At 56.5% G+C, this 26010-nt stretch carries 19 protein-coding genes; 9 read left to right on the forward strand and 10 right to left on the reverse strand.

Going from position 1 to position 26010, the window contains the following annotated elements:
* The first annotated feature begins 655 nt into the window (after positions 1-655).
* The 5 genes from nrtS to RISK_RS02920 all read left to right on the forward strand — a co-directional run bounded on the left by nrtS (position 656) and on the right by RISK_RS02920 (position 5823).
* Positions 656-922 (forward strand): nitrate/nitrite transporter NrtS, encoded by a 267-nt coding sequence (nrtS, locus tag RISK_RS02895; RefSeq protein ID WP_236695977.1) that lies wholly within the window; start codon positions 656-658, stop codon positions 920-922.
* A gap of 246 nt (positions 923-1168) precedes the next feature.
* Positions 1169-2077: a DUF547 domain-containing protein gene (locus RISK_RS02900; RefSeq protein WP_053061047.1), complete on the forward strand. Its 909-nt coding sequence runs from the start codon at positions 1169-1171 to the stop codon at positions 2075-2077.
* 553 nt (positions 2078-2630) lie between these two features.
* Positions 2631-3122, forward strand: a complete 492-nt coding sequence (locus tag RISK_RS02910) for a DoxX family protein (RefSeq protein WP_063838429.1) — start codon at positions 2631-2633, stop codon at positions 3120-3122.
* A gap of 349 nt (positions 3123-3471) precedes the next feature.
* Complete coding sequence (locus RISK_RS02915) at positions 3472-4230, forward strand: TVP38/TMEM64 family protein (protein WP_201778923.1); 759 nt, start codon at positions 3472-3474, stop codon at positions 4228-4230.
* Positions 4231-4290: 60 nt separating this feature from the next.
* Positions 4291-5823 carry a mercuric reductase gene (locus tag RISK_RS02920; protein ID WP_047812768.1) on the forward strand — a complete coding sequence of 511 codons (1533 nt, stop codon included), beginning with the start codon at positions 4291-4293 and terminating at the stop codon, positions 5821-5823.
* A 140-nt stretch (positions 5824-5963) separates the two neighbouring features.
* Here RISK_RS02920 and RISK_RS02925 read toward each other — a convergent pair whose 3' ends face one another.
* The 7 genes from RISK_RS02925 to RISK_RS02960 form a co-directional block, all read right to left on the reverse strand.
* Positions 5964-7430 carry a sulfatase gene (locus tag RISK_RS02925; RefSeq protein ID WP_047812769.1) on the reverse strand — a complete coding sequence of 489 codons (1467 nt, stop codon included), beginning with the start codon at positions 7428-7430 and terminating at the stop codon, positions 5964-5966.
* A complete protein-coding gene (locus tag RISK_RS28955; RefSeq protein WP_083434745.1) occupies positions 7427-11269 on the reverse strand; it encodes a sulfatase-like hydrolase/transferase in 3843 nt (1280 codons plus the stop codon). The genes RISK_RS02925 and RISK_RS28955 overlap by 4 nt, the downstream gene beginning before the upstream one ends.
* 219 nt (positions 11270-11488) lie before the next feature.
* Positions 11489-13309: a sulfatase family protein gene (locus RISK_RS02940; protein ID WP_047812770.1), complete on the reverse strand. Its 1821-nt coding sequence runs from the start codon at positions 13307-13309 to the stop codon at positions 11489-11491.
* A gap of 114 nt (positions 13310-13423) precedes the next feature.
* On the reverse strand, positions 13424-16540 hold the full coding sequence (locus RISK_RS02945; RefSeq protein WP_053061048.1) for a DUF6797 domain-containing protein: 3117 nt from the start codon (positions 16538-16540) through the stop codon (positions 13424-13426).
* 75 nt (positions 16541-16615) lie between these two features.
* Entirely contained in the window at positions 16616-18013 is a 1398-nt protein-coding gene (locus RISK_RS02950) for a FecR family protein (protein ID WP_047812772.1), read from the reverse strand.
* Positions 18010-18543 (reverse strand): sigma-70 family RNA polymerase sigma factor, encoded by a 534-nt coding sequence (locus RISK_RS02955; protein ID WP_047812773.1) that lies wholly within the window; start codon positions 18541-18543, stop codon positions 18010-18012. Before RISK_RS02955 ends, RISK_RS02950 begins: the two co-directional genes overlap by 4 nt.
* A gap of 370 nt (positions 18544-18913) precedes the next feature.
* Positions 18914-19774, reverse strand: a complete 861-nt coding sequence (locus tag RISK_RS02960) for an endonuclease/exonuclease/phosphatase family protein (protein ID WP_047812774.1) — start codon at positions 19772-19774, stop codon at positions 18914-18916.
* Between the two features lie 66 nt (positions 19775-19840).
* Here RISK_RS02960 and RISK_RS02965 point away from each other — a divergent pair, with 66 nt between their 5' ends.
* Genes RISK_RS02965 through RISK_RS02975 form a run of 3 tightly spaced genes read left to right on the forward strand, consistent with a single transcriptional unit; the run spans position 19841 to position 21670 of the window.
* Entirely contained in the window at positions 19841-20404 is a 564-nt protein-coding gene (locus RISK_RS02965) for a hypothetical protein (protein ID WP_047812775.1), read from the forward strand.
* 13 nt (positions 20405-20417) lie between these two features.
* Positions 20418-21050 (forward strand): DsbA family oxidoreductase, encoded by a 633-nt coding sequence (locus tag RISK_RS02970; RefSeq protein WP_047812776.1) that lies wholly within the window; start codon positions 20418-20420, stop codon positions 21048-21050.
* Complete coding sequence (locus RISK_RS02975; RefSeq protein WP_047812777.1) at positions 21047-21670, forward strand: alpha-ketoglutarate-dependent dioxygenase AlkB family protein; 624 nt, start codon at positions 21047-21049, stop codon at positions 21668-21670. The genes RISK_RS02970 and RISK_RS02975 overlap by 4 nt, the downstream gene beginning before the upstream one ends.
* A 233-nt stretch (positions 21671-21903) precedes the next feature.
* Here the strand turns inward: RISK_RS02975 and RISK_RS02980 are convergent, their stop codons facing one another.
* Positions 21904-22857, reverse strand: a complete 954-nt coding sequence (locus tag RISK_RS02980; RefSeq protein WP_150122473.1) for an endonuclease/exonuclease/phosphatase family protein — start codon at positions 22855-22857, stop codon at positions 21904-21906.
* 134 nt (positions 22858-22991) lie between these two features.
* Here RISK_RS02980 and RISK_RS02985 point away from each other — a divergent pair, with 134 nt between their 5' ends.
* Positions 22992-23864 carry an SGNH/GDSL hydrolase family protein gene (locus RISK_RS02985; protein ID WP_201778924.1) on the forward strand — a complete coding sequence of 291 codons (873 nt, stop codon included), beginning with the start codon at positions 22992-22994 and terminating at the stop codon, positions 23862-23864.
* A 278-nt stretch (positions 23865-24142) separates the two neighbouring features.
* On the opposite strand, the gene RISK_RS02990 is transcribed toward RISK_RS02985, so the two are convergent.
* On the reverse strand, positions 24143-24835 hold the full coding sequence (locus RISK_RS02990; RefSeq protein ID WP_047812780.1) for a phosphonatase-like hydrolase: 693 nt from the start codon (positions 24833-24835) through the stop codon (positions 24143-24145).
* The gene (locus RISK_RS02995) at positions 24828-26009 is read right to left on the reverse strand and encodes a TIGR03364 family FAD-dependent oxidoreductase (protein ID WP_047812781.1); all 1182 of its coding nucleotides are present in this window, start codon (positions 26007-26009) and stop codon (positions 24828-24830) included. The genes RISK_RS02990 and RISK_RS02995 overlap by 8 nt, the downstream gene beginning before the upstream one ends.
* Between the last annotated feature and the right edge of the window lies 1 nt (position 26010).

Here is a 26010-nt window from a genome sequence, read left to right on the forward strand (position 1 = left end):
GGCGAGCCGTATGCGGGAGAACCGCACGTACGGTTCTGAGGGAGGGGAGTCCGGCTCAACCGGACTTCCCTACCCCTATCTCTGATGCCATTGAATGCCGGACCGGCAACGCAGGTGCGATGCCGCGAGAAACAACTTTGGATTGCCGGAACGGCGCTTCGCTGGGTCAGGCCTTCACCGCGACGGCAACACCCGATCGTGCTCTTCGTGTCCTGCTTGGTTCCCAAAAATCGAGGTTGATCGCTGGCTGCCTGTATCCCACGAGCGAAGCTCGGGCAGAGTAGAACATTTGTCCCCAACTGTTCCGTCGCCCCATGCACCACCGCAAAGGTCGGCGACTGCTTCGGTCTTGCTGCTCAGCCAAAGCAGCCTGCTGCTCGGACTTGGCCGCGGTGGTGGTGATGGCCGGTGCGTTCTGCGTCCGTGCCAGCAGTCAAATTTTGGCAGGTAGCACCATCCGGCACTGGCGTGCATTCCTCCCAAATTGAATGAGCTTCAAACTCTTGGCGGACCATGAACTTGTTGCTCTATTCTTTGTGGAGGTGAACGCGGCCTAGGCTGCGTCCTTGGCGTTTTGGTCTGTCTCTCTCGTCGCCTCGCACTGGGCAGGCGTCTGTTTAAAATCTCACAAGGCTGGTTTTTTTTCTACTGATGGATGATCCGATTTCTTCCGTGGCTGAAACGGTGGGTGCACAAAATGCGTGATTGGTTGCGACTGGCATTTGCCCGGTCCATTGTTTGTCGTGGGCTTGTCTACAGCGTCGTGGTTGGAACCGTGCTGACAGCCATCAATCATGGGGACAGCCTTCTCAACGGCCAAGTCGGATCACGTCATCTGTTCAAAATTGGCTTGACCTACGTCGTTCCCTACGTGGTCTCGACGCTTTCCAGCGTGGCAGCACTGAACAGTCGCACTGAATAGTCGCACTGAATAGTCGCACTGAATAGTTCTGTAAGGAAAGCCTGACGAACGCGTCGACCTGATGTCACTGAAATGCCTTGAGGCGACTTCGCTGCGAAACCATGGCCCAGGCGTTCCGGCCTGGGAGCACGGCAATCCCCGGCGAGACGCTTTGGCCTCGGTCAATTCATCGCGTGAAGACAACCACCGCGGCGATCGCGGAGGTCGATCTCGGGCAACAATCCCCGCCATCCACAGGCACCCAAAATGGACCCAACGAAGACCGATCTGGCATCGTCGAACGTGCAGTCAGCCCCCAAAACACGCCGCACGGTGGTCATCGCGATCGCCGCCGTGCTGCTGGTTGGGACAGCAACCTTCGCATGTCTCAACGCCGGGGCAATCGAACAAAAATTGGTGAGGCTGTTTGGGCCTCCGCAAGTCGAATTGCAAGAGGCGTATTCCGCCAGTGTTTCTGGACCGACGATGGATCATTCGACGTTTGATTCCTTGCTGAAGAAACATGTCGACGACGATGGATGGGTCGACTACGCCGCCCTGAAGGAAGACGAGGCAAACCTGGACAGCTACCTCCGTGCGGTCGCTGCCGCACCGTTTGACGCGATGGGACGCGACGAGAAATTGGCACTGCTGATCAACGGTTACAACGCCTGCACCTTGAAACTGATCCTCGATCACATGCCAATCGAGTCGATCCAAGACATCCCTGAAGCGGATCGCTGGGACGCAGTGCGTTGCAACCTTGGCGGACGCAAGTTGAGTTTGAACCAGATGGAGCACGAGCAGATTCGACCCAAGTTTGCCGAGCCACGCGTGCACTTCGCATTGGTCTGTGCCGCAGTGGGGTGTCCGCCACTGCGCAAGGAGGCGTACACGGCCAAACGAATGGAAGAACAGTTGCAATCGCAGACCGAGTACGTGCATCAACACAAAACCTGGTTCACCTTCGATCCCTCGTCCAACCAATTGCAGCTGACGAAGCTTTACAGCTGGTACGGCGGCGATTTTGAACAGGTCGCTGGCAGTGTTTCAAAGTTCGCAGCCAGCTACTCCGCGGAGCTGAAGGAGGCACTGGAAAACGGCACCACACCCCAGCCCAATTGGTTGCCTTACGATTGGAAGCTCAACAGCGTCGAAAACAAACAACCACGCTAGACAAGCAGGTCGGCAGGAATGATCGGGCACAACCATGTGAACCGTTTGGGCGTTCGCCCCGGTTGCGCGTGAAAACCGTGGCTAACGCCAACGGCTCACATACCCGATGACACCTGCGTACCTGCTTAGACAGCTGATGAAAACAACGAATCTTGAGCTTTCGTGTGGTTCGTGTTTTTCGTGGTGTCCGTTTTTCAGGGGTTGCCGTTCGTTTTCGAACCACGAAAGGAACGAAGGACACGAAAAGGGATCGACGTTCAATCGCGTTTGCTCACGGATTCAGAAACGAGGGTGAAGCAGTGGTGGATTGCTTTCTCGAGATGAAACGACGGGGGCAAGGTTGTTATCATCCGTTTTGGTCGTCCGCCGTCTGTAATTTGACGTCGGCGACTATGGCCGCTGGTGACGCTCAGTTTGAGTGGTTTGCAATCCCGCTCGCTTCACTGGGGCTGTCAATGTGCGAAGCGGTGCAGCGGTGAGTGGGGTTGGCGTGCGAAATCTTAGGCGGTGCAACTCGTCCCCCGGGCATTCTGAGGGAGGAACACTCCAGTGAATGGCTCAATCGGAAACCACGATGAACGACCAAGACAAGCTGCCCGGACGGATTTCATTCTCCTTGCTGACACTTCGCATCGGAGTTGGGATCGTGTTCCTGATGTGGACCTTGGACAAGCTTCTCAATCCGGAACACGCTGCAGGCATTTTCGAGCGGTACTATCTGACGCCTGGTCTTGGAGCGTCGTTGATGGTTGGCGTGGGCATCGTGCAGATGGTTTTGGTCGTGTCGTTTCTCAGTGGATTTCTTCGCACGTGGACCTACGGGTTGATCACGATACTGCACACCGTTTCAACCGTCAGTTGCTACAAGCAGTACATGAATCCCTGGGAAAAGCCGAACCTGTTGTTCTTTGCGGCGTTTCCGATGTTGGCGGCATGCATCTCGCTCTGGTTGCTCCGTGAGCTTGATACCTGGACGGTCGACAGCTGGTGGAAAAGTAAAAAGGGAACGGTGGCCACGGAGGACGAGCCCCAACCAATCAGCTGAAAAACCGATTCAACCATGGTCGAGAACGTTCACGCGATTCATTCTCCTCCGATCCTTCGGGCAAGCTGACTTGCGTCGCCTATGCAGATCGGCAGGAGTCTTTCGGCAATTGAACTGTTTTGGGTCGCTTTGTTACTCCCTCCTACAACCGGGGCGAACGCCCAAACAGCTCACATGGTTCTACCCGATCCTTGCTGCCTACCTGCTTAGGATACGTTCTTGTAAGGATTGTCACGCTCGGACGTCATCTCTCAATCAATGCGTTCGTACAGCAAGCGGCCTGCCTGCTGCGTTCACGTTTGAATCGGCAAATGCCACACTCGCTGATACATCTTCAAGGAAAACGGCCATGGCGAAGGAAATCGAACCACAAACCGGCGACAAGAATTTCGGGACGATGAAGAAGCTGGGCGTCTTCCTATTCGTTGCCGCAGTCGTGGTGGTTGCTTACACACAGTACGGCGATCTGCTGAGTCTCGAGAGTCTGGCCAAACAGGAGGCCCAGTTGCGGGCGTTCCAAGCTGAGAATCCGGTGCTCGTTTACGGAGTTGCGTTCTTGGTCTATGTCGTCGTGACCGGGCTTTCGTTGCCGGGCGCCGCCGTTTTGACATTGGTGTACGGTTGGTACTTCGGACTGGCTCCCGGTTTGTTGCTGGTCAGTTTCGCATCGACCGCAGGAGCGACCATGGCCTTTTTGCTCAGTCGATTCTTGTTTCGTGAGGCGATTCAAAAGCGATTTGGCGATCGTCTGCAAAGCTTCAATCAATCACTGGAGAAAGAAGGGCCGTTTTTCTTGTTCACGCTGCGTCTGATTCCGGCAGTGCCGTTCTTCATTATCAACGCTGTCATGGGGCTGACACCGATCCGTACCCGAACGTTCTGGTGGGTCAGCCAACTGGGGATGCTGGCTGGCACCGCCGTTTTCGTTTACGCCGGATCCAGCGTCCCTGACTTGCAAACGCTGGCAGACAAAGGAATCGGTGCCGTCTTCACGCCAAGTCAATTGACTCAGATCGTGATCGCCTTTGTCTTGCTCGGCGCGTTTCCTCTGGTCGTGCGATTCAGCATGAAGTTTTTCGGCCGCGCGGGGGCTGAACCTGTGGTTTGAACGCACCTCATCCGAACACAACACACCCCGCTCTCCACCACCTACGAAAATTGAGTTTCCATGACATCCGACCTTGTCCAGCTACAACCCAACGACGAACACAACCAAGCCCTCGAGGCGAACGTGCATCCACCCGAGTGGACCAACCCAACGCCCACGCAGCCCTATCACTTGGTCGTGATCGGAGCCGGCACGGCGGGCTTGGTCACCGCCGCCGGTGCAGCCGGATTGGGAGCACGCGTTGCCCTGATCGAACGAGATTTGATGGGCGGTGATTGCTTGAACGTCGGTTGCGTTCCTTCCAAAGGCATCATCAGCGCGGCTCGCGTGGCCGCGAGTGCGAAAACGGCAAGCAAGTTTGGAGTCAATGTGCCGGACGTCGATGTTGACTTTGCGGCGGTGATGCAACGGATGAGGAAGCTTCGTGCAGGCATCAGCCACAACGATTCGGCCACGCGATTCAAGGACCTAGGCGTCGACGTTTACTTTGGACAGGCAAGCTTTGTTGATTCCAACACCGTCGATGTTGGTGGAGCGAAGCTCACGTTCAAACGAGCCGTGATCGCCTCGGGTGCACGCGCGGCCGCGCCGCCCATCAACGGTTTGAGTGAGGTCAACTACCTGACCAACGAGTCCGTCTTTTCGCTCACCGAATTGCCTCGGCGAATGGGGGTGATTGGCGCTGGGCCGATCGGTTGCGAAATGGCGCAGTCGTTTGCCCAGCTCGGCAGCGAAGTCTTGCTGGTCGAATCGGAGCACGGCATCATGCCTCGCGAAGATCGTGACGCCGCCAAAATTGTTCGGCAGGCGATGATCGAGGATGGGGTCAAATTCCTCGGCGGTGGTCACGACTTGAAGATTCGCAACGAGGGTGGGATTCGGCTGACCGTTGATGCCCACGGTTTAAGCTACGACGAACCGGTCGATCAGTTGTTGGTCGCCGTTGGCAGAGCTCCCAACGTCGAAAACCTCAACTTGGAAGCCGTAGGTGTTCAATACGATCAGAAGGGCGTGAAGGTCAACGATCATTTGCTGACGACCAACGCGAACATCTACGCTGCGGGCGACGTTTGCTCGAAGTACCAATTCACTCACACGGCCGATTTTCAAGCCCGCATTGTGATCCAGAATGCTCTGTTTGCTGTTGGTCCGTTTGGCAAGAAAAAGGCCAGTGACCTTGTGATTCCTTGGGCAACGTACACCTCCCCGGAAGTCGCGCATGTGGGCATGTACGAGAGTGACGCGAAAAACGCAGGCATCGAAATTGACACCTACGTTCAACATTTCAACGAAGTCGATCGCGCGATCTTGGAAGGCAAAGACGAAGGCTTCGTCAAGGTTCATACCAAGAAGGGGACTGACACGATCGTGGGCGCGACGATCGTGGCTGAGAACGCGGGCGATATGATTTCCGAAATCACAGTGGCCATGACGGGTGGGCTGGGACTGGGCAAGATTGGAAGTGCGATTCACCCCTATCCAACGCAAGCCGAAGCGATCCGCAAGCTGGGCGACCAGTTCAGCCGCACAAAGCTGACACCGCTGAGCAAGAAAATTCTCGGCCTGTTGCAGCGACTCAATGTCGGAAGTTGAGAGACAGTCCGCGGGACCAACGCCCAAACGGCGGATAGGAAAGATCGAAATCCGCCTGAATCAACAGTGGGGGTGCCTGCAGCTTATCTTCGTAACCAAGTGCCAGCCTAGCGAGGAAATCTGATCGCCGGCTCACGCGTTCACTTCTTTTGCTTGTTCATCCCGACCTTCTCCTCAATCGCGGTCTGATTTTGCTGGAAGCCTGCGGCATCCCGTTTTGCGATCAGTTGCGCCCGCAACCTCTTCACCATCGAGGCGTATTCCGGATTGGCTGCTTGGTTTGTGAATTCATGCGGGTCATTTTTCAGGTCGTACAGTTCCAGACCTCGTTCGCCAAAGCCCCACTGAGTGAAACGCCAGTTCGCTGTGCGAATCGATTCCCCGCCGCTGCGGCTGATGGTGAATGCCTGCTTCTTCTTCCATGCAGGCGATTCGGTATCGACCAGCAGAGGTGTCAGGCTTTTTCCCTGAAGAGCGTCCGGAGCAGCAAGGCCGGCCAAGTCCGCCAGAGTCGGGTAGAGGTCGACCAGTTCCGTGATTTTTGTGGTCCCACGACCATGCTGGTCTTTGAGCCATGGCACGCTGATGATCAACGGCACTCGCGTGGCCTCTTCGAACAGGTGTTGCTTTTGGAACTTGTGGTGATGTCCCAGAAGGTAGCCATGATCGCTGGTGAACACGACGATCGTATTCTCTGCCAAGCCCTTTTCTTCCAGTGCATCCAGGACGCGTCCGACCTGGGCGTCCATGTAAGAAACGCTGGCGTAGTAGGCTTGCAATAGCCCTTGGTGCAGTTCCGGCGTCACCCCGTACGTGGTGCTGTTGCGTTTGTAGCCGCGGATGATCCCCGGCACGTCGTCCAGGTCATTTTCCGGCACGACAGGTGCTTCCATTTCATCGCGATTGTATGGGTCGAAATACTTTTTCGGTGCGACAAGAGGCACGTGCGGTCGGACGAATCCCACCGCCAGGAAGAACGGTTTGTCCTTGACCTGTTCCAGCATCTCGATGGCCCGATCGGCTGCCATCCCATCGGCGTGATCGCTGTCGTCGCCGGATGCGATCACTCCGGTGAACGTCTGCGACCCGTTGTTCTTGGGGGACCAGTTCGTCCGTTCCCCGGGAGCGTTTTGTTCCGGAGCTTGGATGTTGATCGCTTCGTCCCATGAGAAGGGATCATCGCTTTCCGCGGTTCCGTCAATGATCTCAAACGGGATCCGCATGTGGTAGATCTTGCTGACTCGTCCCGCGTAGTAGCCGTTGTTGCGAAAGGTCTGCGACAGCGTCACCACGTCGGGCATGCTGCCTCGCAAGGTGCCGTCGTTGGCCAGCGTCAGATTCGAATACGGATACAGGCCGGACATGATCGACGCACGCGAGGCACCGCAAACCGGGTACTGACAGTGCATGTTCTCGAACTTCACACCTCGCTGAGCGAGCCGATCAAGGTTCGGCGTCTTGCACTGCTTGTGCCCAAAACCACTCAGGGCGGTATTCAGGTCATCGGCGATCAGGAACAGCACGTTCGGCTTTTCTGCATGTGCCGGTGACTGCGGGATCCACGTCGCTGTGATGAGTGCAAAAACTATCAGGCAAGTCGTTTTCATCGTTCGTTTCTTCTTTCATCATTTTGAACGGTTAGGAGCAGCACCCAATCCTGATTGGGGGCTGATGGTGCAGTGGGGAGCGGGATCCAATTCCCCGCGTGCAGGCTCGCAGTGGTTCCTTCAAACTGACCGGTTCTGGGGTTGTACCACCTTGCTTGAAACTTCCCGTCATCGCTGCTCAGATCGAGTTGCCCCGTCTTCGATGCGGTTGGATAGTAGATCGCGTAGACGTGACCTGGTTTGCAGAAAACCTGAGCGTCCAGTGGAAACGATTTTCCCGCACCCAGCCCGACCTTCAGAGTCGATTCGCCTTCGACCAATTCATCGGCCGGTGACATCTCCCAGAATGGCAGGTGTTCTTCCATGAAGGTTCGTGCGATCGCCACACTGTTCCACAGTGCTTGACGATTGGCTGTCTTGAACGACTCGGTCTTCAGCAGGTCTTCCAGGATGAATTCGATCTGTCCTCCCGATAACAAGGTTGGCCAAAGCTTCTGTCGGCGATGCAACTCGGGACGATCGAACGGTCTCCATGAGGCATCCTGTCCAACGTCTAGCGTGAACTCATCCATGGATATCGGCAATGGACGACCAGCGGCGGCGGTTGCCGTTCGGAAATCTTCGACCAGCGTATCGATCCGGCGTTGATTCAGTTGAATCGATGTCATTGAAAAGCGTGGGTCACCGAAGGTGAACTCGAGCTCCTTCAGCGGATCGTGCGCGGAGTGGACGGTGATGGGATGATCGTAGGCATCAACCGCGCCGACATAGTCGGCAAACGAACGAACTCGTTCGGGGCCGAGGTCGAAACCAAGATTGTATTCCTCACACAGATTCCAGCTCAACGCATTGTGGTGACCGAATCGAGCGACCATTTCGCGATAGTAGAGCTTTCGTTCGATACCAAGTTCACCGTCATCGAGCTCTTTCTTGTTGGCCTCCTCCGCTTCATTGAATACAAAGTGCAAATGGATCCCTTTTCGCTGTGCGTGCGCAAAGACGGTTTCCCATTGCCGTAGCTTGCTGAGATCGAAGTGGCGGTTGTCGTCCGTTGGGCTGCCCTTGCGTGCTGGCTTTCCCGACCAGGGCCACACGTCGTCGCCATCGCCACCGATGTTCATCGTCAGAAAGTACAGGCTGTTGACCTGCTGGTCGGCAAGGCTGTTGATCGCACCGATGATGGGCTTCCCGCTGCCGCCATTCCAGTCTGGATCGCCGTCTTGCCAATCCGAAGCATGATCGGCGTAACGGTGGCTTGCGGGCGTGTTGTCAAACCCTGCATAGGCAAGGAAGTTCTCTGGACTGTCGACGCCGCCGCGAATCCAATACGGACCGTCCCGGAACTTTAGGTAGTGACCACCTACGTATTCCAATCGGCCCCACTTTGAAAATCCGGATGCCGAATCATCGCGCGGCTGCACGGTCAACGTTCCGCTAGCATGCTTTAGGTTCGCGGCCTGACCCGGGGCGTCCATCAACGAGACGGCGACATCGGGTCCGCTTCTTAGCGAGGCTTGGTAGTTCCATGCGCCTTGTTCATCCGGAGTGAATTTGACGGTCCACTGGTTCCCCGATTTGCCTCCGTTTCCATCGCCGTCGAAGTAGCCGGGCACCTCATAGGTTTGTCCCGAGGGCCCAACGAACTGAACCTGCAGTCGATAGTCGAGAAACGGGTTGGGGGAATCGTCGGTTTCCGATGCCCTGGGACCATCGAAAGAGATGGACAACGGTTGCCACACGGCAAATTTGTCTTGCCCCACTTCCTGAACTTCCGCCTGCTGCCAGGTCGTCACCAGTCGAGATTCGTTGCCCGTCTCGTTGAATCGCTGGTCTCCTACGCGAGTGATGATAATCCGATCCAGACTGAAACGCTGTGCCCGTCCGGATACAACCAGTCGGTATTGCTTGCCCGCCTGAAACCTGTATCGCACTGTTTTGATCATGTCGTGGTCACCGACAACCTTGCTGGACCAGTTTTTCCAGTTCAAGTCGGCCGCATTCCCCCAGAACTTCGTGTCCTTTTGCAGCCATTCCAACGGCAGTGTCGGGTCCGCGGATACATAATCTCCCTCGACACGAACGTAACAGTCATTGCACATGTCACTACGTGCGGTGACTCCATCGTCGGCCGTCAATCGTTTGTGGGACCGGATCGAGATCCAATAGTCACCCGGCGTGTTGATTTGAAAGTCGTAGTTCAGCGGTGAATCGGGAGCACCCACGCCGGGGTTGTTGCCCATGAATTCCAGGTAGCTGCTGCCGGTGAATGGATCCAGCGTCGTACGCTTTTTCCAATTGCCCAGCGGCGACTGCGTACTTTCCATTTCGATGATGACTGTTCCGTCAACCTCGTCAAATATCTTGTCACCTGCCGTGGGTGGCAGTGCGAAGTCATTCAGTAACTGTGGCGGTCCGCTGAGCGATCCGTCATCGCCGACTTCTTCCATTCGCTTGGAAACCATCGCTCGCAGTTCCACTAGCTTCGCAGCGTGGTCAGGCGATCCCGCAAGGTTGTTCTGTTCGTACGGGTCCTGCTCAATTTGATAAAGCTCTTCGGCAGGACTGCTGTGATAGTCATGCAGGAACGCGGCCGCCTTGGGGTCCGTTTTGGCTGCTTCGATGTACGATTGCCAGTGGTGGCCGGCATGCGCCCAGTGCTTGGGGTCACGCGGGGATTCCTTGGCCCACACGTCGGTGTGGGTGGTGTAGGCGAATTCCGGGTGCAGGTTGCGGATGTATTTCCATTTGCCCACGCGGACGCTGCGAATCGGGTAGACATTTTTTTCTTTGTCCCCTTTGTGCGTTGCGAAGATCACATCGCGATGTTGGTCGGTTTCGCCAAACAACACCTTGGCGAACGACCGTCCGTCGATGCCAGAGGGCGATGTTCCACCAGCCAAGTCGATCAGGGTCGGCATCAGATCGATCCAACTGACCATTGCATCGGTCGACGAACTGGGCTGGATCTTGCCGGGCCAAACCGCAATCAAAGGGGTGCGGATCCCCGATTCGTAGAGAGACCATTTCGCGAACGGCCACGGCATCCCATGGTCCGAGGTGTAAACGACCAGGGTGTTGTTCACGTCCAGGTGTTTGGCGATCAGTTGTCGAGTTTGGCCGACGCGGCGGTCGATGTCTTCGGCTCCTTCGACGTATCGCGTCATTTCCACTCGGGCTTCGGGCGTGTCGAAGATCTTGGGCGGAATGACGACGTCTTCGGGAGCGATTCTGGCCTCCTCTTTGGGCGGCCACGCGGTGTGCGTGTCTGTCCAGCCAAGGAACAGGGCCAGTGGTGCAGCGTCTTCAGGGCGTTGCTGCAGAAACGTTTCCACCTGATCCAGCGTCATCGTTTGTTGCAAACCGCCGCCGCCGAGAATCTTGACACCGTCGGGCACGTATTGGCCAAAGTGCTTCCTGCCGGCGTGCCCAACCTTGCCATGAAAAACGACCTCGTAGCCTTGTTCCAACAGTGCCGGCAACAGCGAAACGACACCGGGTTTGAGATCGATTTCGTGGTTGCCAACGACGCCGTTGCTGTAGGGCATTCGACCCGTGAAAAGTGCCGCGCGACTGGGGGCACAGGCGGGGGATGCGACATAGGCGTTGTCGAATCGAATCCCCTCTTCCGCCATTCGTTGAAGGTTGGGCGTTTGGAACTCGCTGGATCCATACACCGACGAATGATGCACGCCGTGATCATCGGCGATGGTGATCACAAAGTTCGGTTTCGCGGCCATGGCTGTCGACCCGCACAGCAGCACGATGGCGAGGGCGATGGATGGCACAGGACATTGTGCAGCAAGCTTCCACGGAAACCAGTTGCGAGAGCGGGTATTCATAAAGAGATCCAACCTGTTAGCGAGGCGTGGGTTCGAGGGTGCGGTTTTCAGGGGTAATCAGGCGAAGAGCCGCTTCCAAGGCAGCAGCCCCAGCTAAGCAGGTCGGCAGGAATGATCGGGTGCAACGAAGTGAGCCGTTTGGGCGTTAGCCCCGGTTGTACGTGGGAGCAACGACGCGACCCCCAAAAAACAAAAGCTGAAAGACTCCTGCCGAACTGCTTATTGAGATAGAGTCACGGTTTTCCCGTGAGCGGGTTTCAGTTCGATGGACTTGATCGACGTGGTGCCGGCGGGAAGGTGGACGCGGACGTGAATGATTGGCGAATCACCGGGCAGACTGGTTTGGATCGTTTGCCACTGGCCCGATTTCTCGACGCCAACATTGATTCGCTTGGCCGCGACGAAACCCTTGTCGGCTAAGTTTCGCCAACAGAGGCCAATCGCACCGGACGTTGCCGTTTTGACAACCATGTTGACGGAAACCGGGCCGGCCAAACGCAAACCATTTCGAGTGATGAACGGTGTTTGCTTCGTGCTTGGTTTTTGCGGGGCGATCTGCAAACCCTCGCTAGTGACATCCATTTTGCCGTTGCGGACGATCCATGCAGACGCTGACTTCTTGGATCCGGATTGGGAACCTGCCGAATCGGATTTCGGGATGGGGTTTGTAGGCCGTGGTGTCGCCGGTTTACCGTCGAGATAGAAATCGAAATAGTCGGTGGCCGCTTTGGACATCTCGCCGTTGGCCAAGCCGGGCGGATCGAGCTGGCTGGCCCAGCCCGATAGCTTTTCGCGTAAACGATCGGCAATCTCTGGGTGATCACCCGCGAGATCGTGTTGCTCTTCGAGATCATTTTTTAGGTTGTACAAATACTCGCGGTCACCGCCGCGAAGCAGCTTCCAATCACCTTCGCGAATGGCCGATTGGGCAACCCAACGCCAGGCGAGGAATTCATGCGGTGGTTCGTTCGTTTTCCCGGTGAGATACGGAATCAAGTTGACGCCGTCGAAGTCCCCGGGTTTCGATTCGATGTTCGCCAAATCCGCAGCCGTTGCCGCCACGTCCAGAGCGCTGACCGGGTGCTCGAACACTTGCCCGGCGGGAATCGTTCCGGGCCAAGCGATCACAAACGGGACGTGCATGCCGCCTTCGGAGAGCATCCCTTTTTCACCGTTCAGCGGGTCGTTCAAAGAACCGTCCCAGCCTGGACCTCCACCGGGAGCATCACGCTTGTGAATCTTCAGTGGTGCGCCGTTGTCGCCGATGTAGAAGATCAGTGTCTTTTCGGTCAGATTGTTCTCGGCCAGCGTCTCGGTGATCCGTCCGACACCATCGTCCACTGCGGACAGCATTGCCAATGCTTGCCGACGTCGCTCGGGCATCTTGCCCGGGAATCGATTCAGGTACTTTGGCGGCGCGTCCAGCGGGACGTGGGGGGCACGGTACGCGACATACAGAAAGAAGGGATCGTCTTTGTATCGTTCGATCAGCGAGGCCGCAGCTCGGCTGCATCCATCGACGTGATACATCTGGGGATGCAAGCTCGACATCTCGCGATCGCTGCCATCCAGATTGATGTTGGCGGCAAAGGGGGCGGCGGAGTTTTGGTTGAACACGTGCTTGAATCCGTGCTCGGTGATTTTGGGCCCCGGTCCGAGGTGCCATTTTCCGAATTGCGCGGTCATGTACCCCGCATCCTGCAGGCGTTCGGCAATCGTCAGCTCGCGATCGAATCCCTGCAACGTTTTTCCGTTGGCTTCGACGCCGAACTTCGATTGGAACTTTCCGATCAGCAATCCGGCTCGCGACGGCACGCACTGCGGCGCCGTGCTGTAGCCATGCCGGGCCAACACGCCAATCCTTGCCAATGCATCCACATTGGGCGTCTTGATGTCGTCAAGAACTCCTTGGCAGGACAGATCCGCGTGGCCGTGATCATCCGTGTAGAACACGATGATGTTGGGTCGAGAATCTGCCGCGTTGGCAAGCGTTGCTGAAAGCCAAACCAGAGGGATGCAGAAGATGATGAACTTGTTCACTTGGCTGCCTGTTGAATGTTCGATGGGGGCGGCTTCCAGCCTGTCGGTGTGGGTGCTTTGACATCGCTGGAAGCCTATCCCACTTTGGAGTGCGCTCTGGAAAGATCCTGCGGATCAATCGTTCGGGATTCCGTGGATGGTCCAGTAGACGTCTTCGTTGAAGGGATTGCCGTTGGAGTCCTGCACTTCCATATGCAAGTGCAATTGATCGACGGGACGCAAGTTGGGTGTCCAGAGTGACAGCGTTTTGCCATCCTCGCTGAGGGAAACCGATTCGATCGGCAGGTCTTGTTTTCCAATTTCACCCGTTTCAGGATGATAGAAGTCGGAACCGTAATTCTCGGTCCACTTGTAGTTCCATTGCTCGGCCACGTACGCAGATCCGCCAGTCGATGCAGCGTGATCCAGTGGGAAGTTGAATTGGAGTCGAAGTTCGCCGGGATGCACTTCGCAGTGCGTGATCATGCGAATGGGCTGGCCGGTGTGGCGAACGCGATCGATGCCGCCATCGGCAAGGTCGCCACGTCCGTTGTCGTTCCATCCATTCAGACCCGTCACATACAGTTGTCCATCGACGGGGTTGACGCGTCCTCGCATGATGCCGGTACCAAAGTCGTGCGGGAACCGAACCAGGGCGGCTTGCGCCAAACCGTCCACTTCCTGCGTCATCAGATAGAACAAATGCCCCTGGCCAAAACTGGTGTGCAGCAATCGACCCGCCAAGGGACCAAACCGCTCGTCTTCCACGAAGACTTGGCCGCCCGATGAATTGTCGACCTCCTGCGGCATCCAAATCAGGGGCGGGTCGAAGGTCTTCGGCGGGACCACTTTTCGGTGATCGATCTTTCCACCATCCGGCGCCCATGCACCGCCACCTTTGTTCTGCACGTAACCATAAAAGCCACCCCGTTTGACGAGATTGATCTTCGATGCTGGCATCCAGGTGCCTTGGTTGTCGCTCACCGTCAGCCGACCATCGGGCAGAATTCCCATTCCATTGGGCGTTCGCAGTCCGGTGCAGATGACCTCGCGGCTTTTTCCATCGGCTGAAACTTTGACGATCGCGCCCGGAAGTTTGTAGTCCGTGTACTGACCGCTTTTGGCGTAGTAGAAATTGCCTTCCGCGTCCGTCTGCAGATCGAAGTTGAACGAATGGAAGAACGTGGAAACGTCCGTGTCGGCGCTAAAGCTTTCATAGAAGTCCGCTTCACCGTCCTGGTTGAGGTCGTGCAGACGCGTCAGTCGGTCTCGGCAATTCACATAAATCAGCCCGTCGACCACTTTGATACCAAAGGGTTCGAACATGCCGCCCGCGAACCGTTTCCATCGAACATTCAGCAAGTCGTCGTCGATGCCGGACACGATCCACACGTCACCCCCAACGGTTGCCACCGCCATTCGGCCATCGGGAAAGAAATCGATCGCTGAAGTACGGAACCAGGTGTTCCAAGGTGTCGATTCCGGGATGGCAATGGTGTCCACCGCGTAAGCACCCGATTGAAAACCACGGTAGCCGATCGTTTCAAAGACTTCTGGCCAGCGCAGGTCGCCACCTGCCGTCATCGCGGCGGGATCAATCGCCGAGAGTGCTAGATCCTTTGCGTCGGCAGCAGCATCCCCGAATCGAACGATGTCGATCACGCGTGTCGTTTCACCGGCGGGAATCTTCACGACCCATCGTTGCTGGTCATCCAACGAAAGCGTCACGTCATCGATGTCGCCCTTGAGCATGGGGCGGACACGCCCAGTCCCCGACTTTCCGACTGCCAGCACCAACGGCTTCCCGCCATGGATTGTCAGCGTGTGTCGGATCGCTGTTTGATTTGGTATCGCGGATGGCACTTCGAGAATTTCGCGACCATCGACGGAATAGTTCAATACGATTTGGTCGCCACAGAGAAAGTGACCGTGATAGTTCAGCCAAGGCTGTGGCAACGGACCACGCGGCAGCAGATCCGTTTTGGGATAGTCGAGCGAGCCATCATGGCCCCATTGCCAAAGGTCCAACGCCGCAACCATTTGGCCTCGCGGTTTGGGATACCCTTCACCTCGGCCGCGTTTGTGTTGAGTTTGATCCACATCCAGAAAACCGCCGGACCAAATCGCGGCTTGATCCATCGTGTGTAAGTCGTAGGCGATCGAGAGGTTGCCCAGTTTGACCGTCAACGCGCTGTTGACGTCGCGGCCCAGTTGCGATGCCAGCGCCGGACCGTAGTCGCGATCGGGATCGAGCTTGAAGTCTCCCATGTCCGTGCCCTTGGGCAGCGAACTCAAGTATTTCGGTGTGACCGGAAAGTAGTCCGGGTTGGAGTCCTTCATGAACTGCTGACGAATGTAGGCCACGACTTCGTAACGTTCCCGTGGGGACAGAGCCGAAGCAGCCGCCATCAAGCCGTTTCCATGCGAGAGCGTTTTGAACATGCTGTGCGGGTCGGCACCGAACTTCAGCTTCTGTGTGCCGAACGCTCGGGCGGTTGCCAGCGAGGGCGTGTTTCCATCTTTGCCATGGCACTGATAGCACGTGGACTCGTAAATCTGTTTGCCGCGTTTCAGCTTTCCGTTTTCAGCCCGCCGGATGATCTGGGCGTGATTCAGGTTGATGGTGTCGTCTTTGGGAATCAATTGCTCCGCGGTTGGCTTCAGGGCATCAGCTCGCTCGCGGCCATCTTCATGAATCGCAAGCAGGTAGCTGATCAAGTCGAGGAACTCCCGCGGGGAGTTCAGTGTTGCGACCAAGCCCTCGGGCATCATCGAAACGTGGGAGGTATTGCGAGCTTCGATGTCGTCTTTCGCGATCGAGAGACTGGCTTCTAAATTGGTGGCGTCGCGGAGTACCAGTTTGTCGTCGTCTTCAGACACCAGCATTCCCGCTCGAACTTCACCATCGGCTGTGAGCAGTTGGACTGTTTCGTAGCCCTTGCGAATGGATTTGGAGGGATGCAGAAGTGATTCAACCAAGTGAACGTCAGTGATGCTTTCTCCCAATCGCGTCAGGTCGGGTCCAAGCGGTGACTGTCCATCGCCAGTCACATGACAGTTCGCGCATGCCGCTGCAGAGGCGTAGAACACGATCGCCCCGCGTTCCGGATCGCCACGCAGCCGAGATTCTTTGGCAATTTGATTGGCGTCGACCGTCTCAAACATCTCTTGCAACGTGGCTGGCTGAGCCAACACGGGGGAAGCAGCCAACACAACTGGCAGCGTGATCAAGGAGACAAACAGGCGGAACATTCGCGATCCAGTTGAAAGAATGAAGTGGCAGGTCATGCGACATTCATGTGGGGGGAATTGGGTGGTCATCAATGATTACAGTCCGGGGATGCCTTTGACGGCGATGCCGTACATCGCCTTGTTTCCTCGATCGCCATCGGTCTGGGGTGGACCGAGTTCAACGTTGCTCGCTGCATCGACACGCTTCTTCCAGACCGAGTACTGAACGTAGAGGTCACCAGCTTGATCCGGTTCGATTCCCTGAGCCAAAGGGCTCACCGGACGCCATGGTCCGCTGCGAAGCGTCCACTCGGTTTTTTGAAATCCGTTCTGTAGCCAGGCAGCGGGCTGCCTGCGTCGGTCATGCATGACGTAAACGTCTGCCGATCCTGCAAGTTGCAATGAAATGGTCAGCGACTGTTCTTGCCGATCGACGTGGAACGGGCAAACGACGTCGGCGCCGAGCAATTCGGCAGGGAACTCTTCGCCTTCCGCGGCTCGCCAAACAACGTCCGGTCGCGGAGTGGAAGCATGCGTCGTGTAGGCAATGGTTCCTTCACGCATTCCACCGGAAAGGATTCCGTAGAAGCGGTGAAAGCCATCGGTCGCCGCATTGTCCGTGACATTGAGCACGATCGAAGAGGCGTTGCTCGCGGAAAGACCGAATGGTCCCTGCGACAACCAGACAGCGGACAGTCGACGCGGCTTGCGACCTTTGCGAAGACGGACCCCTTCGCCTTCGAAGACGTTCAGCGGGCGTCCAATTTTGGAATTGCCCTGAGAGTCGACTTTGACTTCACCGTCAAAGACAGCCACGCTCGCTTCGTCGTCAGACACATCGACGCCGAAACGAGTGCCAAGATCGATGATTTCTCCATGATCGGTCACGACCGTGAAGCCTTGGCCTGACTCCCCAACATCCGCATTCAGACGCCCGTGCGCGAGTCGCAAACGCATCGAGGATTCCAGGGTGCCGTCCAGTGGACCAGACAAGTCGAGGACAACACCATTGTCCAATCGAACCTGGATTGCTCCTGATTCCAGGCGGATGCGATTCCATTCGATCCAGTCGCCAACCCGAACTGTCTGATCGACACCAGCCAGTTGGGCCGCATCGAGAGAAATGACCTCCACCGTAACTGCTGCCGCTGTCGATTGTGGTTCGGCCGTTGGTTTGAACCATACGATTCCCACGACCAGGAGCACGGCAGCAGCGAGGCCAGCCAGAATGCCAAAAGGTTGCCAAGCTGACCACGGAAGGACGACGGGGGTTTCCGGAGTCGGCGCGTGCTCCGAATTGATCGCATCGAATTCGGCATCCGAGAGAGCGGCCAGATCTGATAGGGCTGAGTCCAGATTCAGGTATTCAATGAAAGCACGTCGGAACTCTGCATCCACACGCAGCGATCGTTCAAGCTCGCCGAGGGCATCGGCGTCAATGATTCCGGCTGCATAGTCTGCAATCAGAGTTTGCTTGTCGGAAGGGCGACTCATGACAGTCCCTCCGTCCCGAGGGTCCGTCGGGTGCACTCAACCAGTTGCAAGCGAATCCGGTGCAACCATTGATAAAACGCGCCCACCGTCCGACCGCTCCGCTGAGCAACCTGTTGAATCTCGGCTTCCGGCGCATAGGCCGCTAGTACAAGTTGTCTGTTCGGTTGAGGTAGTTTTTCAAGGCATTGATCCAACGCATCACGCTGGGCAGCCAGCCAGGATTCATCCCGAGTTGCCTCTTCAGCGACCAAGTGAAGCAGGTCCTCGGACAGCACATGACGGTCACGACCCTTGTCGCGAAGCCATCCGAGCGATTCATATCGAGCCACGCGAAACGCCCACTTGCGAAACCCATCGCGATCGTCGAGTTGGTCAAACTTCCGCCAAAGAACGAGCGTGATCCCCTGCATCACGTCGGCTGTGTCCTGCCGAGTGGGCACCAAGCGGCGCACAAACGCACGAATCGCCGCCTCATTCGCGGTGAATAGCGTCAGGAATAGCTCATGTTTGTCCGCCGATTCTTCGTCCATGCCAAATACACTCCACAAATCCAATTGGTTTTACGGAGAAAACCTAGGGGATTTTCGGCCCCACACAATTGAGCTGACGATGATTCCTCGCGTTCATGACCCTCGACAGCCGATCGAGGGGGCGGATTTCCAAGGGGACGACGTGCCTCCGCGTCGTTTGCCGAGTGCCAGCGTTGAGAAGTTCCGCTGGTGTCATCGATCCTCCCCCCAAAGCACCGGCTGTGATTTCAGAGACGGCCCTTTGGCGTCGATCAGGGAATCTGCCAAGTGTGTCGTTCGTTGGCGCGGCGTCGTTCGGTGCTTGAACGACGAGATTGTCGTCCCACCGTCCATGGAACTTTCGCCTCTGCCATTTTCGGAGGAGGTTCGTCTATTGCGATTCAAAGACTGCCAATTGTGGAAGATGATCACTCAAGGCAAACGAGGTCTCGTCATTGATGTTGAGCCGGAAGGCCCCTTCAAACAAGGGCCTGGATTCAACGATTCGATCGGCAATCGGTCCAGCGGCCAGGACGTAGTCGATCCGCCACTTGGGAATGTCCGACTTGATGGTTGGGCCTTCGCCTTGGCCGACTTGGGTGAACGTGTCGACCCAACCAGCGTCCATCCAAAGTTTGTATTCATCTGTGTCGGGACTGTGATTCAGGTCGCCGATCAAAAGCATCGACCGACCGGCATCCAGATCTGGTTTCATCGATTCGATCATCGCTCGAATTTCTCTCAGCCGAACGGTGGGATCGGCGGTTGGGAAGAGATGGGCCGAATGCACGATCAATGGTTCGTCGTCCGACACGTTCACCGTGGCTTGTCCCCAATGTCGGGTGAACAACTCTTTCGGCCTGCCGCCTTGCATGGGGGCGTTCTTTGACTCCGTGATCTCGAACTTACTCAGCAGCGTTCCTGGCCAATTGCCACCGCTTGGAAATCGAACATGATTCATTCCGAGAAGTTCGGCCACTTCTTCGGTCAATTCCACCGCGGGTGATTCGGAGAAGTTGATGATGTCGGGATCGTGCAGGGCCAGTTCCATCGCCAATCGCTTTGCCATCTGCCCTTTGGCAACCGCTTCCTTCGCCGAGCTACGTTGATTCGGCCATCCCGCGAGTCGGTAAATGTTGTAGGCGATCACTCGGAGTGGCTTGGGAGGCGTCGGATCCGCGAACAGGTCCGCGTTGGACATGGCGAGGCCGGCTCCGAGAGCTCCGCAGAATTGTCGGCGTGAAATCGTCATTGGTATCTCCAAAGGGGGGACGCCAATTCTATCCTGCTCGTGGTCGCTCCGGTTAGAATCGTGGCAATGAAGAATCCCTTGGAACCGAAACGATTGGAAGTGTTCACCATTTCAAACCTTCTGGCAGTCTCCGTCCTTTGTTTGCCGGTCGTGCTGGGGATGACGAACTGCGTCACCGCGTGCGGCGATGACCCAGCATTCCGAATCACGACCAAGCACGATCGCGACAAGGTGAAGATCGCGGCTGAAGAGGACCGCGTCGTCATCGAAGTTCAAAGCCCGAAGGGAATCAGTCAGGCGGTTGTCGAACGCAGTGATGACCAATGGCCGGCCAGCGTGATGTTGCGGTTGCACCTGAAAGGGCTGGAGAGACTTCAAGTCATTAACGGCAAAAGGATGCTTGAAGCGAGCGTTTCGAGTCAGGATGGCAAGCGGCGAATCAGCAAAGATGATTCGCCGCTGGATGCGAAGCATCCGTCCTGGATGGACATTCGTATGTTGGACAAGGATGGGGAACCCGTCAGAAGGATTCCGTTGAACGAAGGGTACTTCGAGATGCAACTTCCCAAGGCCTTGTTGGACGACAATCCAAAGTCGATCACGTTCAAGTGGATCGACTTCTATCGTTGAATCAGGAGCCACAATGAATGTTACCGTCGATGTGATTTCGGATGTCATCTGCCCCTGGTGCTACATCGGCAAGCGGCGGCTTGAAAAGGCGATTGCCGCGCTGGACGGCCAGCGTGAGGTGCTGGTTCGCTGGCATCCATTCCAGCTGAACCCGACGATGCCCCAAGAAGGCATTCCCCGCAAAGAATATCGCTCTCGGAAATTTGGCAGTTGGGAACGCTCCATGGATCTGGATGCTCAAGTCAGTGCTGTTGGCGAGTCCGAGGGGATTCACTTTGCCTTTGATAAAACAGAGCGGACTCCCAACACGGTGGATGCTCACCGACTGATCTGGTTCGCCGATCAGCATGGCTGTCAGGACGCGGTCGTGGAGGGGCTGTTCCGGGCTTACTTCAGCGAAGGCAGGGACATTGGTGGTCAGCAAACGCTGAGGGAGGTGGCTGCGGAAGCCGGGCTGGATCGACAGCTCGTGGACGACATGCTCCACAGCGACGCGGGGCTGGACGTCATCGCTCAAGCTGGCGAAAGAGCTCAGCAGCATCAGGTCACTGGCGTTCCTTTCTTCATCGTCCAAAACAAAATCGCTTTGTCGGGTGCTCAAGCCCCGAAGACGTTTCTTGATGCGTTTGGGCAGGTGCGGGCATGAAACGCATTCCCTCCAAAACAATGCAAACGATCTCACTGGCCGATGGAGGTGTTCTGCATTTCGACGAGTCCTTTCTGCCTTCCGAGTTGGCGGATCGTTACTTGGTTGCCATCAGGGATGAGTGCCATTGGGAGCAGAAGCCGGGGATCTTCGGACACAGGCAGCCTCGTTTGACGGCTTCCTACGGGGATGCCGGTGCGACCTATCGATACTCTGGAACAGTCAATGTCGCACTTCCGTGGACGCCGACGCTGCGGGAGATCAAGGAGAAGATCGAAGCGGTACAGGGCGAGTACAATTTCTGCCTGCTCAATCGCTATCGATCCGGTCAGGACAGCATGGGGATGCATGCCGATGACGAACCCGAAATGGGAAGTGTGATTGGATCTTTGTCGCTAGGAGCGACGCGGAACTTTCGGATCAAGCACAACCAGACAAAGGAAACGATGAGCTTTCCGGTGGGTCATGGGACGCTCATCATCATGTCGGGAACGATGCAGCAATTTTGGAAGCATGAGATCCCCAAGACAAAGAAACCGGTTGATGAGCGGATCAACCTGACCTACCGGCAGATTGAGGGGACGGCTCCTCAAGCAAAGGATCCGGTGGGAAACGGGTAGTGGTCTGTCACAGCCAAAAGTTAAGGTTGATCGTAGTGGACGAGGCGACGAGTCCTTGGATTTGACGCCAGTTCAGGACTGGTCGCCTCGCCCACTACCCTCAGAATAAGTCGTGACAGACCAGCAGGCTCCCAACGGTGTTTGCTGCGGCAGTGATCTTGCGCTGAAAATGGATCCCCTCTTCAACGCTTCTGAGGGCTGGGGTTCCAACCATCTGTCGCGAGCACAGTGGCTCAGTTCACAGGATGAACCGCAGGCTTGGTGGAGGTCTCCACTTTTAAAACACCGGAAATGGCGAGATGATCGGATTGATCGTAGCCTCGCGACCCGAAGACGCCTTCTTGGACCACTTGGCTGCTGACGGCGGAACAGTGTTGGTTGTGAAAGATGTAGTCAATTCGGGTGTCGCGGAAGGTCTGGCCAGGATGGCTCTGGGGATCCGGACGAGTCGTTCGGTACAGATCTTCATAGCCCTGGCTTTCAAGGAAACGGGTGACTTTCCAGCCACCGTCGACATCGACATGGGACTGTGTGTTGAAGTCACCAAGGATGACCACCGGGAGGTCTTGGTAGGGTTGGAGTTTCTTTGCAATCCCTTCGATCTCTTGCAGCCGCATGGAGGTCATTTTTTCGTCGCTCCCTTCGCCCCACGGGTGCAGATGCAGGACGAAAACGACGATGCGGTTCCCCTTGGCGGTTTCGAGCACGGCCAAGGTTCCACCACGATGAATCGGGACGTCGGAGTCGAAGCGTTCGTGGTCCTTGGCCGCCAGCGCATTGAAGACTTCGGAATGGATGACCTTGTGCTTCGTCAACAGGACCTGTGGCATGTAGAACCCATTGATCGTGTGAGTTTTCGCGGGGTGGGGTTCGGTTGGCGAACGCCCGCCGTAGACAGCGTTGAATCCCAGTTCTTGAGCGATCGCTTCGTTTTTTTTCTCGTTCCAGGCTTCGTTCAAACCGACAATGTCCGCTCCCGATTGGCGGATGATGGTTGCCAAGTCATCCACGCCGATCTGCCACATGTGAATGTTGTAGCTGAGCACATTCACATTCTCGGTCGTTTCTCCGGACGTCTTGGTCTGGTCCTCGCCAACGGCAGTCGAAAGCGAGCTTCCATCGCAAACCAAGAACAGAAGCACTGGAAACAGACGCCATGCGGTTGGCAACGTATCGAGAGGTGGCATTTTAGGTTCGTCAGTGGTTGGGCAAGTGATGGTTGAGATCACTCGTTGTGATTGATTCAACCCAATCTACTTCCTGACCGAAATCTTGGTGCGCCGAAAGCGGTCGTCCAGTGGAATTGCGATAAGATTGGGTGATGCATTCCACTCTCATGAAAGGGCAATCGCCGATGCGTCTTCCTTGTTCTTCTTGGTGTTCATTTGTCGCTCCTCTGTGGGTGGGAGTGTTCTTGGTTGCGATCGCTGGCTCGCCGCAGAATGCTCATGCCGTGCACGATGGGATGCATCAGGTTCTGTTGCTCGGCGATAGCACCACCGAGGGCAGTGTGCCGAGACGATTGAAACCAGAGGGGCCACATCTGGAGCGGGTCTTGGAGCAGTTGTTGGCTGCGGAAGAGGGGCTTCCGCCGTTTCAAGTGACCAATTCGAGTCAGGGCGGAGAAACGATTCGTCGGTTGTTGGATTCCGGGCGTTACGAACGCAATGGTGCTGATCTACCGGGCCTGGATTACATCTTCATTCGATATGGGATCAACGACCGAGCGAAGATTGAAAACTTTGTCGAGAACTTCCCGAAACACTTTGCTGAGTTGTGCGAGCGATTGCGAAGCGACCATCCCAACGCCGAACTGATCGCGATGACCGTGATCCCGTTTTCCAGCGAAGAGGCGAGCGAAGAAATCAACGGGCTCATTCGAAACGCGGCGGCCAAGGCAGGCATCGATGTTTTCGATATCTACCCGCGATACAAAGATGAACTGAGCAAGGGCCCCAATGCGCTCAACTATCGCCGTTACGATCTGGGAAAAGTGCCGACAAAGTACCTTGAACTGGTCGAGCCTTTTGTGCATGGGGATCGTGTCGAGGTGATGGGGAATGAGCTCGATGCAATTTTAGGTGGGCTTCCAGGGTGGTATTCGGATCGACATCCGAACCTCGCGGGATACAACGTGATCGCCGACGAGACGGCGAAGTACCTTGCCCGGCGTTTGCGAGAAAAAGCAAACTGAGTGGCCAGGCGAATTCAGCTGTGTTGGTGTTTGGCGGCAGACCTGAACGCCTCACATGCTTGATCGCAATCCCCTCGCCGCTCGACCTCTTCGGAGGCAAGAGATGGAAACGCCGGGCATCGAGCTCCTCAGCAGGCGCGCAGAAGTCATCGGGGATGTGAGCCGCTCGGCGTTCGCCACGGTTTCCTCGCACAACCGGGCTCACGCCCAATCGGCTCACGTGGTTGGACCCAATCATTCCTGCCAACCTGCTTCTTCGAGAAGGATGAGCGTCCGTTTTACCTGGAGAGTTGGCTGGTTTGGTCGACCAACTGGAGCAGGTCACGGAGGTGATGGATCACCGCGGTCGGATTGGATTGCAGCAATTCGTTTTCGGGTTGGGCACCGGTCGTGATGCCCAGAGCCATTCCACAGTTTGCGTTCTGCCCTTCTTCGATGTCGATGCGCGAGTCACCGATTTTGACGACGGCGGATGCATCGGTGACTTGCGTCAGTGCCATGGCGAGGTAGATCATGTCGGGCCCCGGACGCCCGGTTTCAACATCGCTGGCGGTGACCAGCGCGTCGAAGTCCTGCCCGACGACCCAGCCAATTTTGTGAACCAGCTTTTCGGCAGTCGGGCGATCGTAGCCGGTGTTGAGGACGACTTTGATTCCGCGTGAATGAAGCTCGCGAAAGGTCTCGGATGCGCCCGGTTGTTCCGTGACATCGAGGGTGTCGTAGGCTTCGGCGAGTCGCCTTCGGAAGTCAGCAAAAATCGACTGGACTTCGGTGTCGGGATGGTCGTTGCCATCCAACGCCAGCACGTCCCGAATGGCTTGGGATTTTTCCTTCCCTGCGCCCGCCGATTGGACTTGTTCTTGCGTGAAGTTGTATCCGGCGGCGTTGATGGCCTGACGCACCGTTTTGTAGACGACATTGTTTTCGTCCACGGTGGTTCCAGCCATGTCAAAGACGACAAGTTCAATCATTGTAAAGCTCGGTGAGATGGTGTCGTGTGAATCCGGCGCTGCTGGTCATTCCCTTGCCGCCAATCCCCGTGGTGACATGCACGTTCGGGGAAATCGTGTCCTGGTGAATGCCAGACGGGTGTGAGGTTTGGCTGTAGATTCCGTACCAAGACGTTTCGATGTCCCAGGATGGAAGGTCCATGATACGCTTCGCCTCCATCAAGATGGCGTCGTTGACGTCTGATCGGAGATCAAAATCAAGTCGGTCGGGTTGGTCAGCGGAAGTGTACTCATGGGAGTCGCCCAAGATGATGCTGCCATCGGGTTCTTGTTTGAACAGGATATGCAGTCCCCACTGTTGAGCGAACGTGTCTTTGGCTTCGCTGGCTTTGATCGCGTTCCACGAGGGGCACTCGGAGAAGCTCTCGTAGCGGCGGATCGACAGCCCGGTGAGGATGTTGCCCGGCAGAACCGATGTTGGTTGAGCGGCGAGTCTCAGCATTTGCAGTTTGCAAAGCTTCATCTCGCTTTGCCGGAAATGATCCGGGAACAGGGTTTGGAATTCACTTCCACAGCAGACGATGACTTTGTTGGCGGTCAATGCTTCGCCGGTGGAGGTCTCGACTTGAATCAAGTCGGCACTCACTGGAGTCACCTGCTGAATCAGCGTCGCGAACCGCAACTCGAAATTCGGTTGCGTTCGCAGGTGGTCATGCAAATGATGGATCATCTGCCGCGGGTTGACGGAAACTTCATCTGGGAAGAACAGTCCGCCGCGACAGTAGTCGGATCGGAGGTTGGGGTATTTGCTTCGGCATTGCTCAGCGGTGAGCAATTCCGAGCGGTAGTCAGTCTGTTGGTTGATCTGGTGCAATTCTTCGATCAGCGTGCATTCTTCCTCGTCCGAGGCGATGTAGATGCTTCCGTTTTGGCGGACGGACAGTTCGATTTGTGATTGAAGCTCTCGATAGATCCGCAGGCTTTCGCGTCCATGGCTCTGCCAAGACTGATCAAGCCCGGAGGGAACGACTTGGCCAAAGTTGCGAGTGGTCGCGCCGTTGGGTTGCGAACTTCGTTCCACCAGGGTGACACGCAGTCCTCGCTGCAACGCGTGGTAGGCGTAAAAGCTGCCGAGGGCACCCGCGCCGATGATCAGCAAGTCGGAATGTCGGGGGCCGGTGCTGTCAGCGTTCATT

It is taken from the genome of Rhodopirellula islandica (assembly GCF_001027925.1).
GTDB lineage: Bacteria > Planctomycetota > Planctomycetia > Pirellulales > Pirellulaceae > Rhodopirellula > Rhodopirellula islandica.

Coding starts and splice junctions, on each gene's coding strand:
- RISK_RS02970 (WP_047812776.1), top strand. CDS start 20,418: ATGAATGTTACCGTCGATGTGATTTCGGATGTCATCTGCCCCTGGTGC.
- RISK_RS02920 (WP_047812768.1), top strand. CDS start 4,291: ATGACATCCGACCTTGTCCAGCTACAACCCAACGACGAACACAACCAA.
- RISK_RS28955 (WP_083434745.1), bottom strand. CDS start 11,269: ATGAATACCCGCTCTCGCAACTGGTTTCCGTGGAAGCTTGCTGCACAA.
- RISK_RS02960 (WP_047812774.1), bottom strand. CDS start 19,774: ATGACGATTTCACGCCGACAATTCTGCGGAGCTCTCGGAGCCGGCCTC.
- RISK_RS02995 (WP_047812781.1), bottom strand. CDS start 26,009: ATGAACGCTGACAGCACCGGCCCCCGACATTCCGACTTGCTGATCATC.
- RISK_RS02985 (WP_201778924.1), top strand. CDS start 22,992: ATGCATTCCACTCTCATGAAAGGGCAATCGCCGATGCGTCTTCCTTGT.
- RISK_RS02980 (WP_150122473.1), bottom strand. CDS start 22,857: ATGCCACCTCTCGATACGTTGCCAACCGCATGGCGTCTGTTTCCAGTG.
- RISK_RS02975 (WP_047812777.1), top strand. CDS start 21,047: ATGAAACGCATTCCCTCCAAAACAATGCAAACGATCTCACTGGCCGAT.
- RISK_RS02945 (WP_053061048.1), bottom strand. CDS start 16,540: ATGTTCCGCCTGTTTGTCTCCTTGATCACGCTGCCAGTTGTGTTGGCT.
- RISK_RS02900 (WP_053061047.1), top strand. CDS start 1,169: ATGGACCCAACGAAGACCGATCTGGCATCGTCGAACGTGCAGTCAGCC.
- RISK_RS02955 (WP_047812773.1), bottom strand. CDS start 18,543: ATGGACGAAGAATCGGCGGACAAACATGAGCTATTCCTGACGCTATTC.
- RISK_RS02990 (WP_047812780.1), bottom strand. CDS start 24,835: ATGATTGAACTTGTCGTCTTTGACATGGCTGGAACCACCGTGGACGAA.
- RISK_RS02915 (WP_201778923.1), top strand. CDS start 3,472: ATGGCGAAGGAAATCGAACCACAAACCGGCGACAAGAATTTCGGGACG.
- RISK_RS02950 (WP_047812772.1), bottom strand. CDS start 18,013: ATGAGTCGCCCTTCCGACAAGCAAACTCTGATTGCAGACTATGCAGCC.
- RISK_RS02925 (WP_047812769.1), bottom strand. CDS start 7,430: ATGAAAACGACTTGCCTGATAGTTTTTGCACTCATCACAGCGACGTGG.
- RISK_RS02910 (WP_063838429.1), top strand. CDS start 2,631: ATGGCTCAATCGGAAACCACGATGAACGACCAAGACAAGCTGCCCGGA.
- RISK_RS02965 (WP_047812775.1), top strand. CDS start 19,841: ATGAAGAATCCCTTGGAACCGAAACGATTGGAAGTGTTCACCATTTCA.
- nrtS (WP_236695977.1), top strand. CDS start 656: ATGATCCGATTTCTTCCGTGGCTGAAACGGTGGGTGCACAAAATGCGT.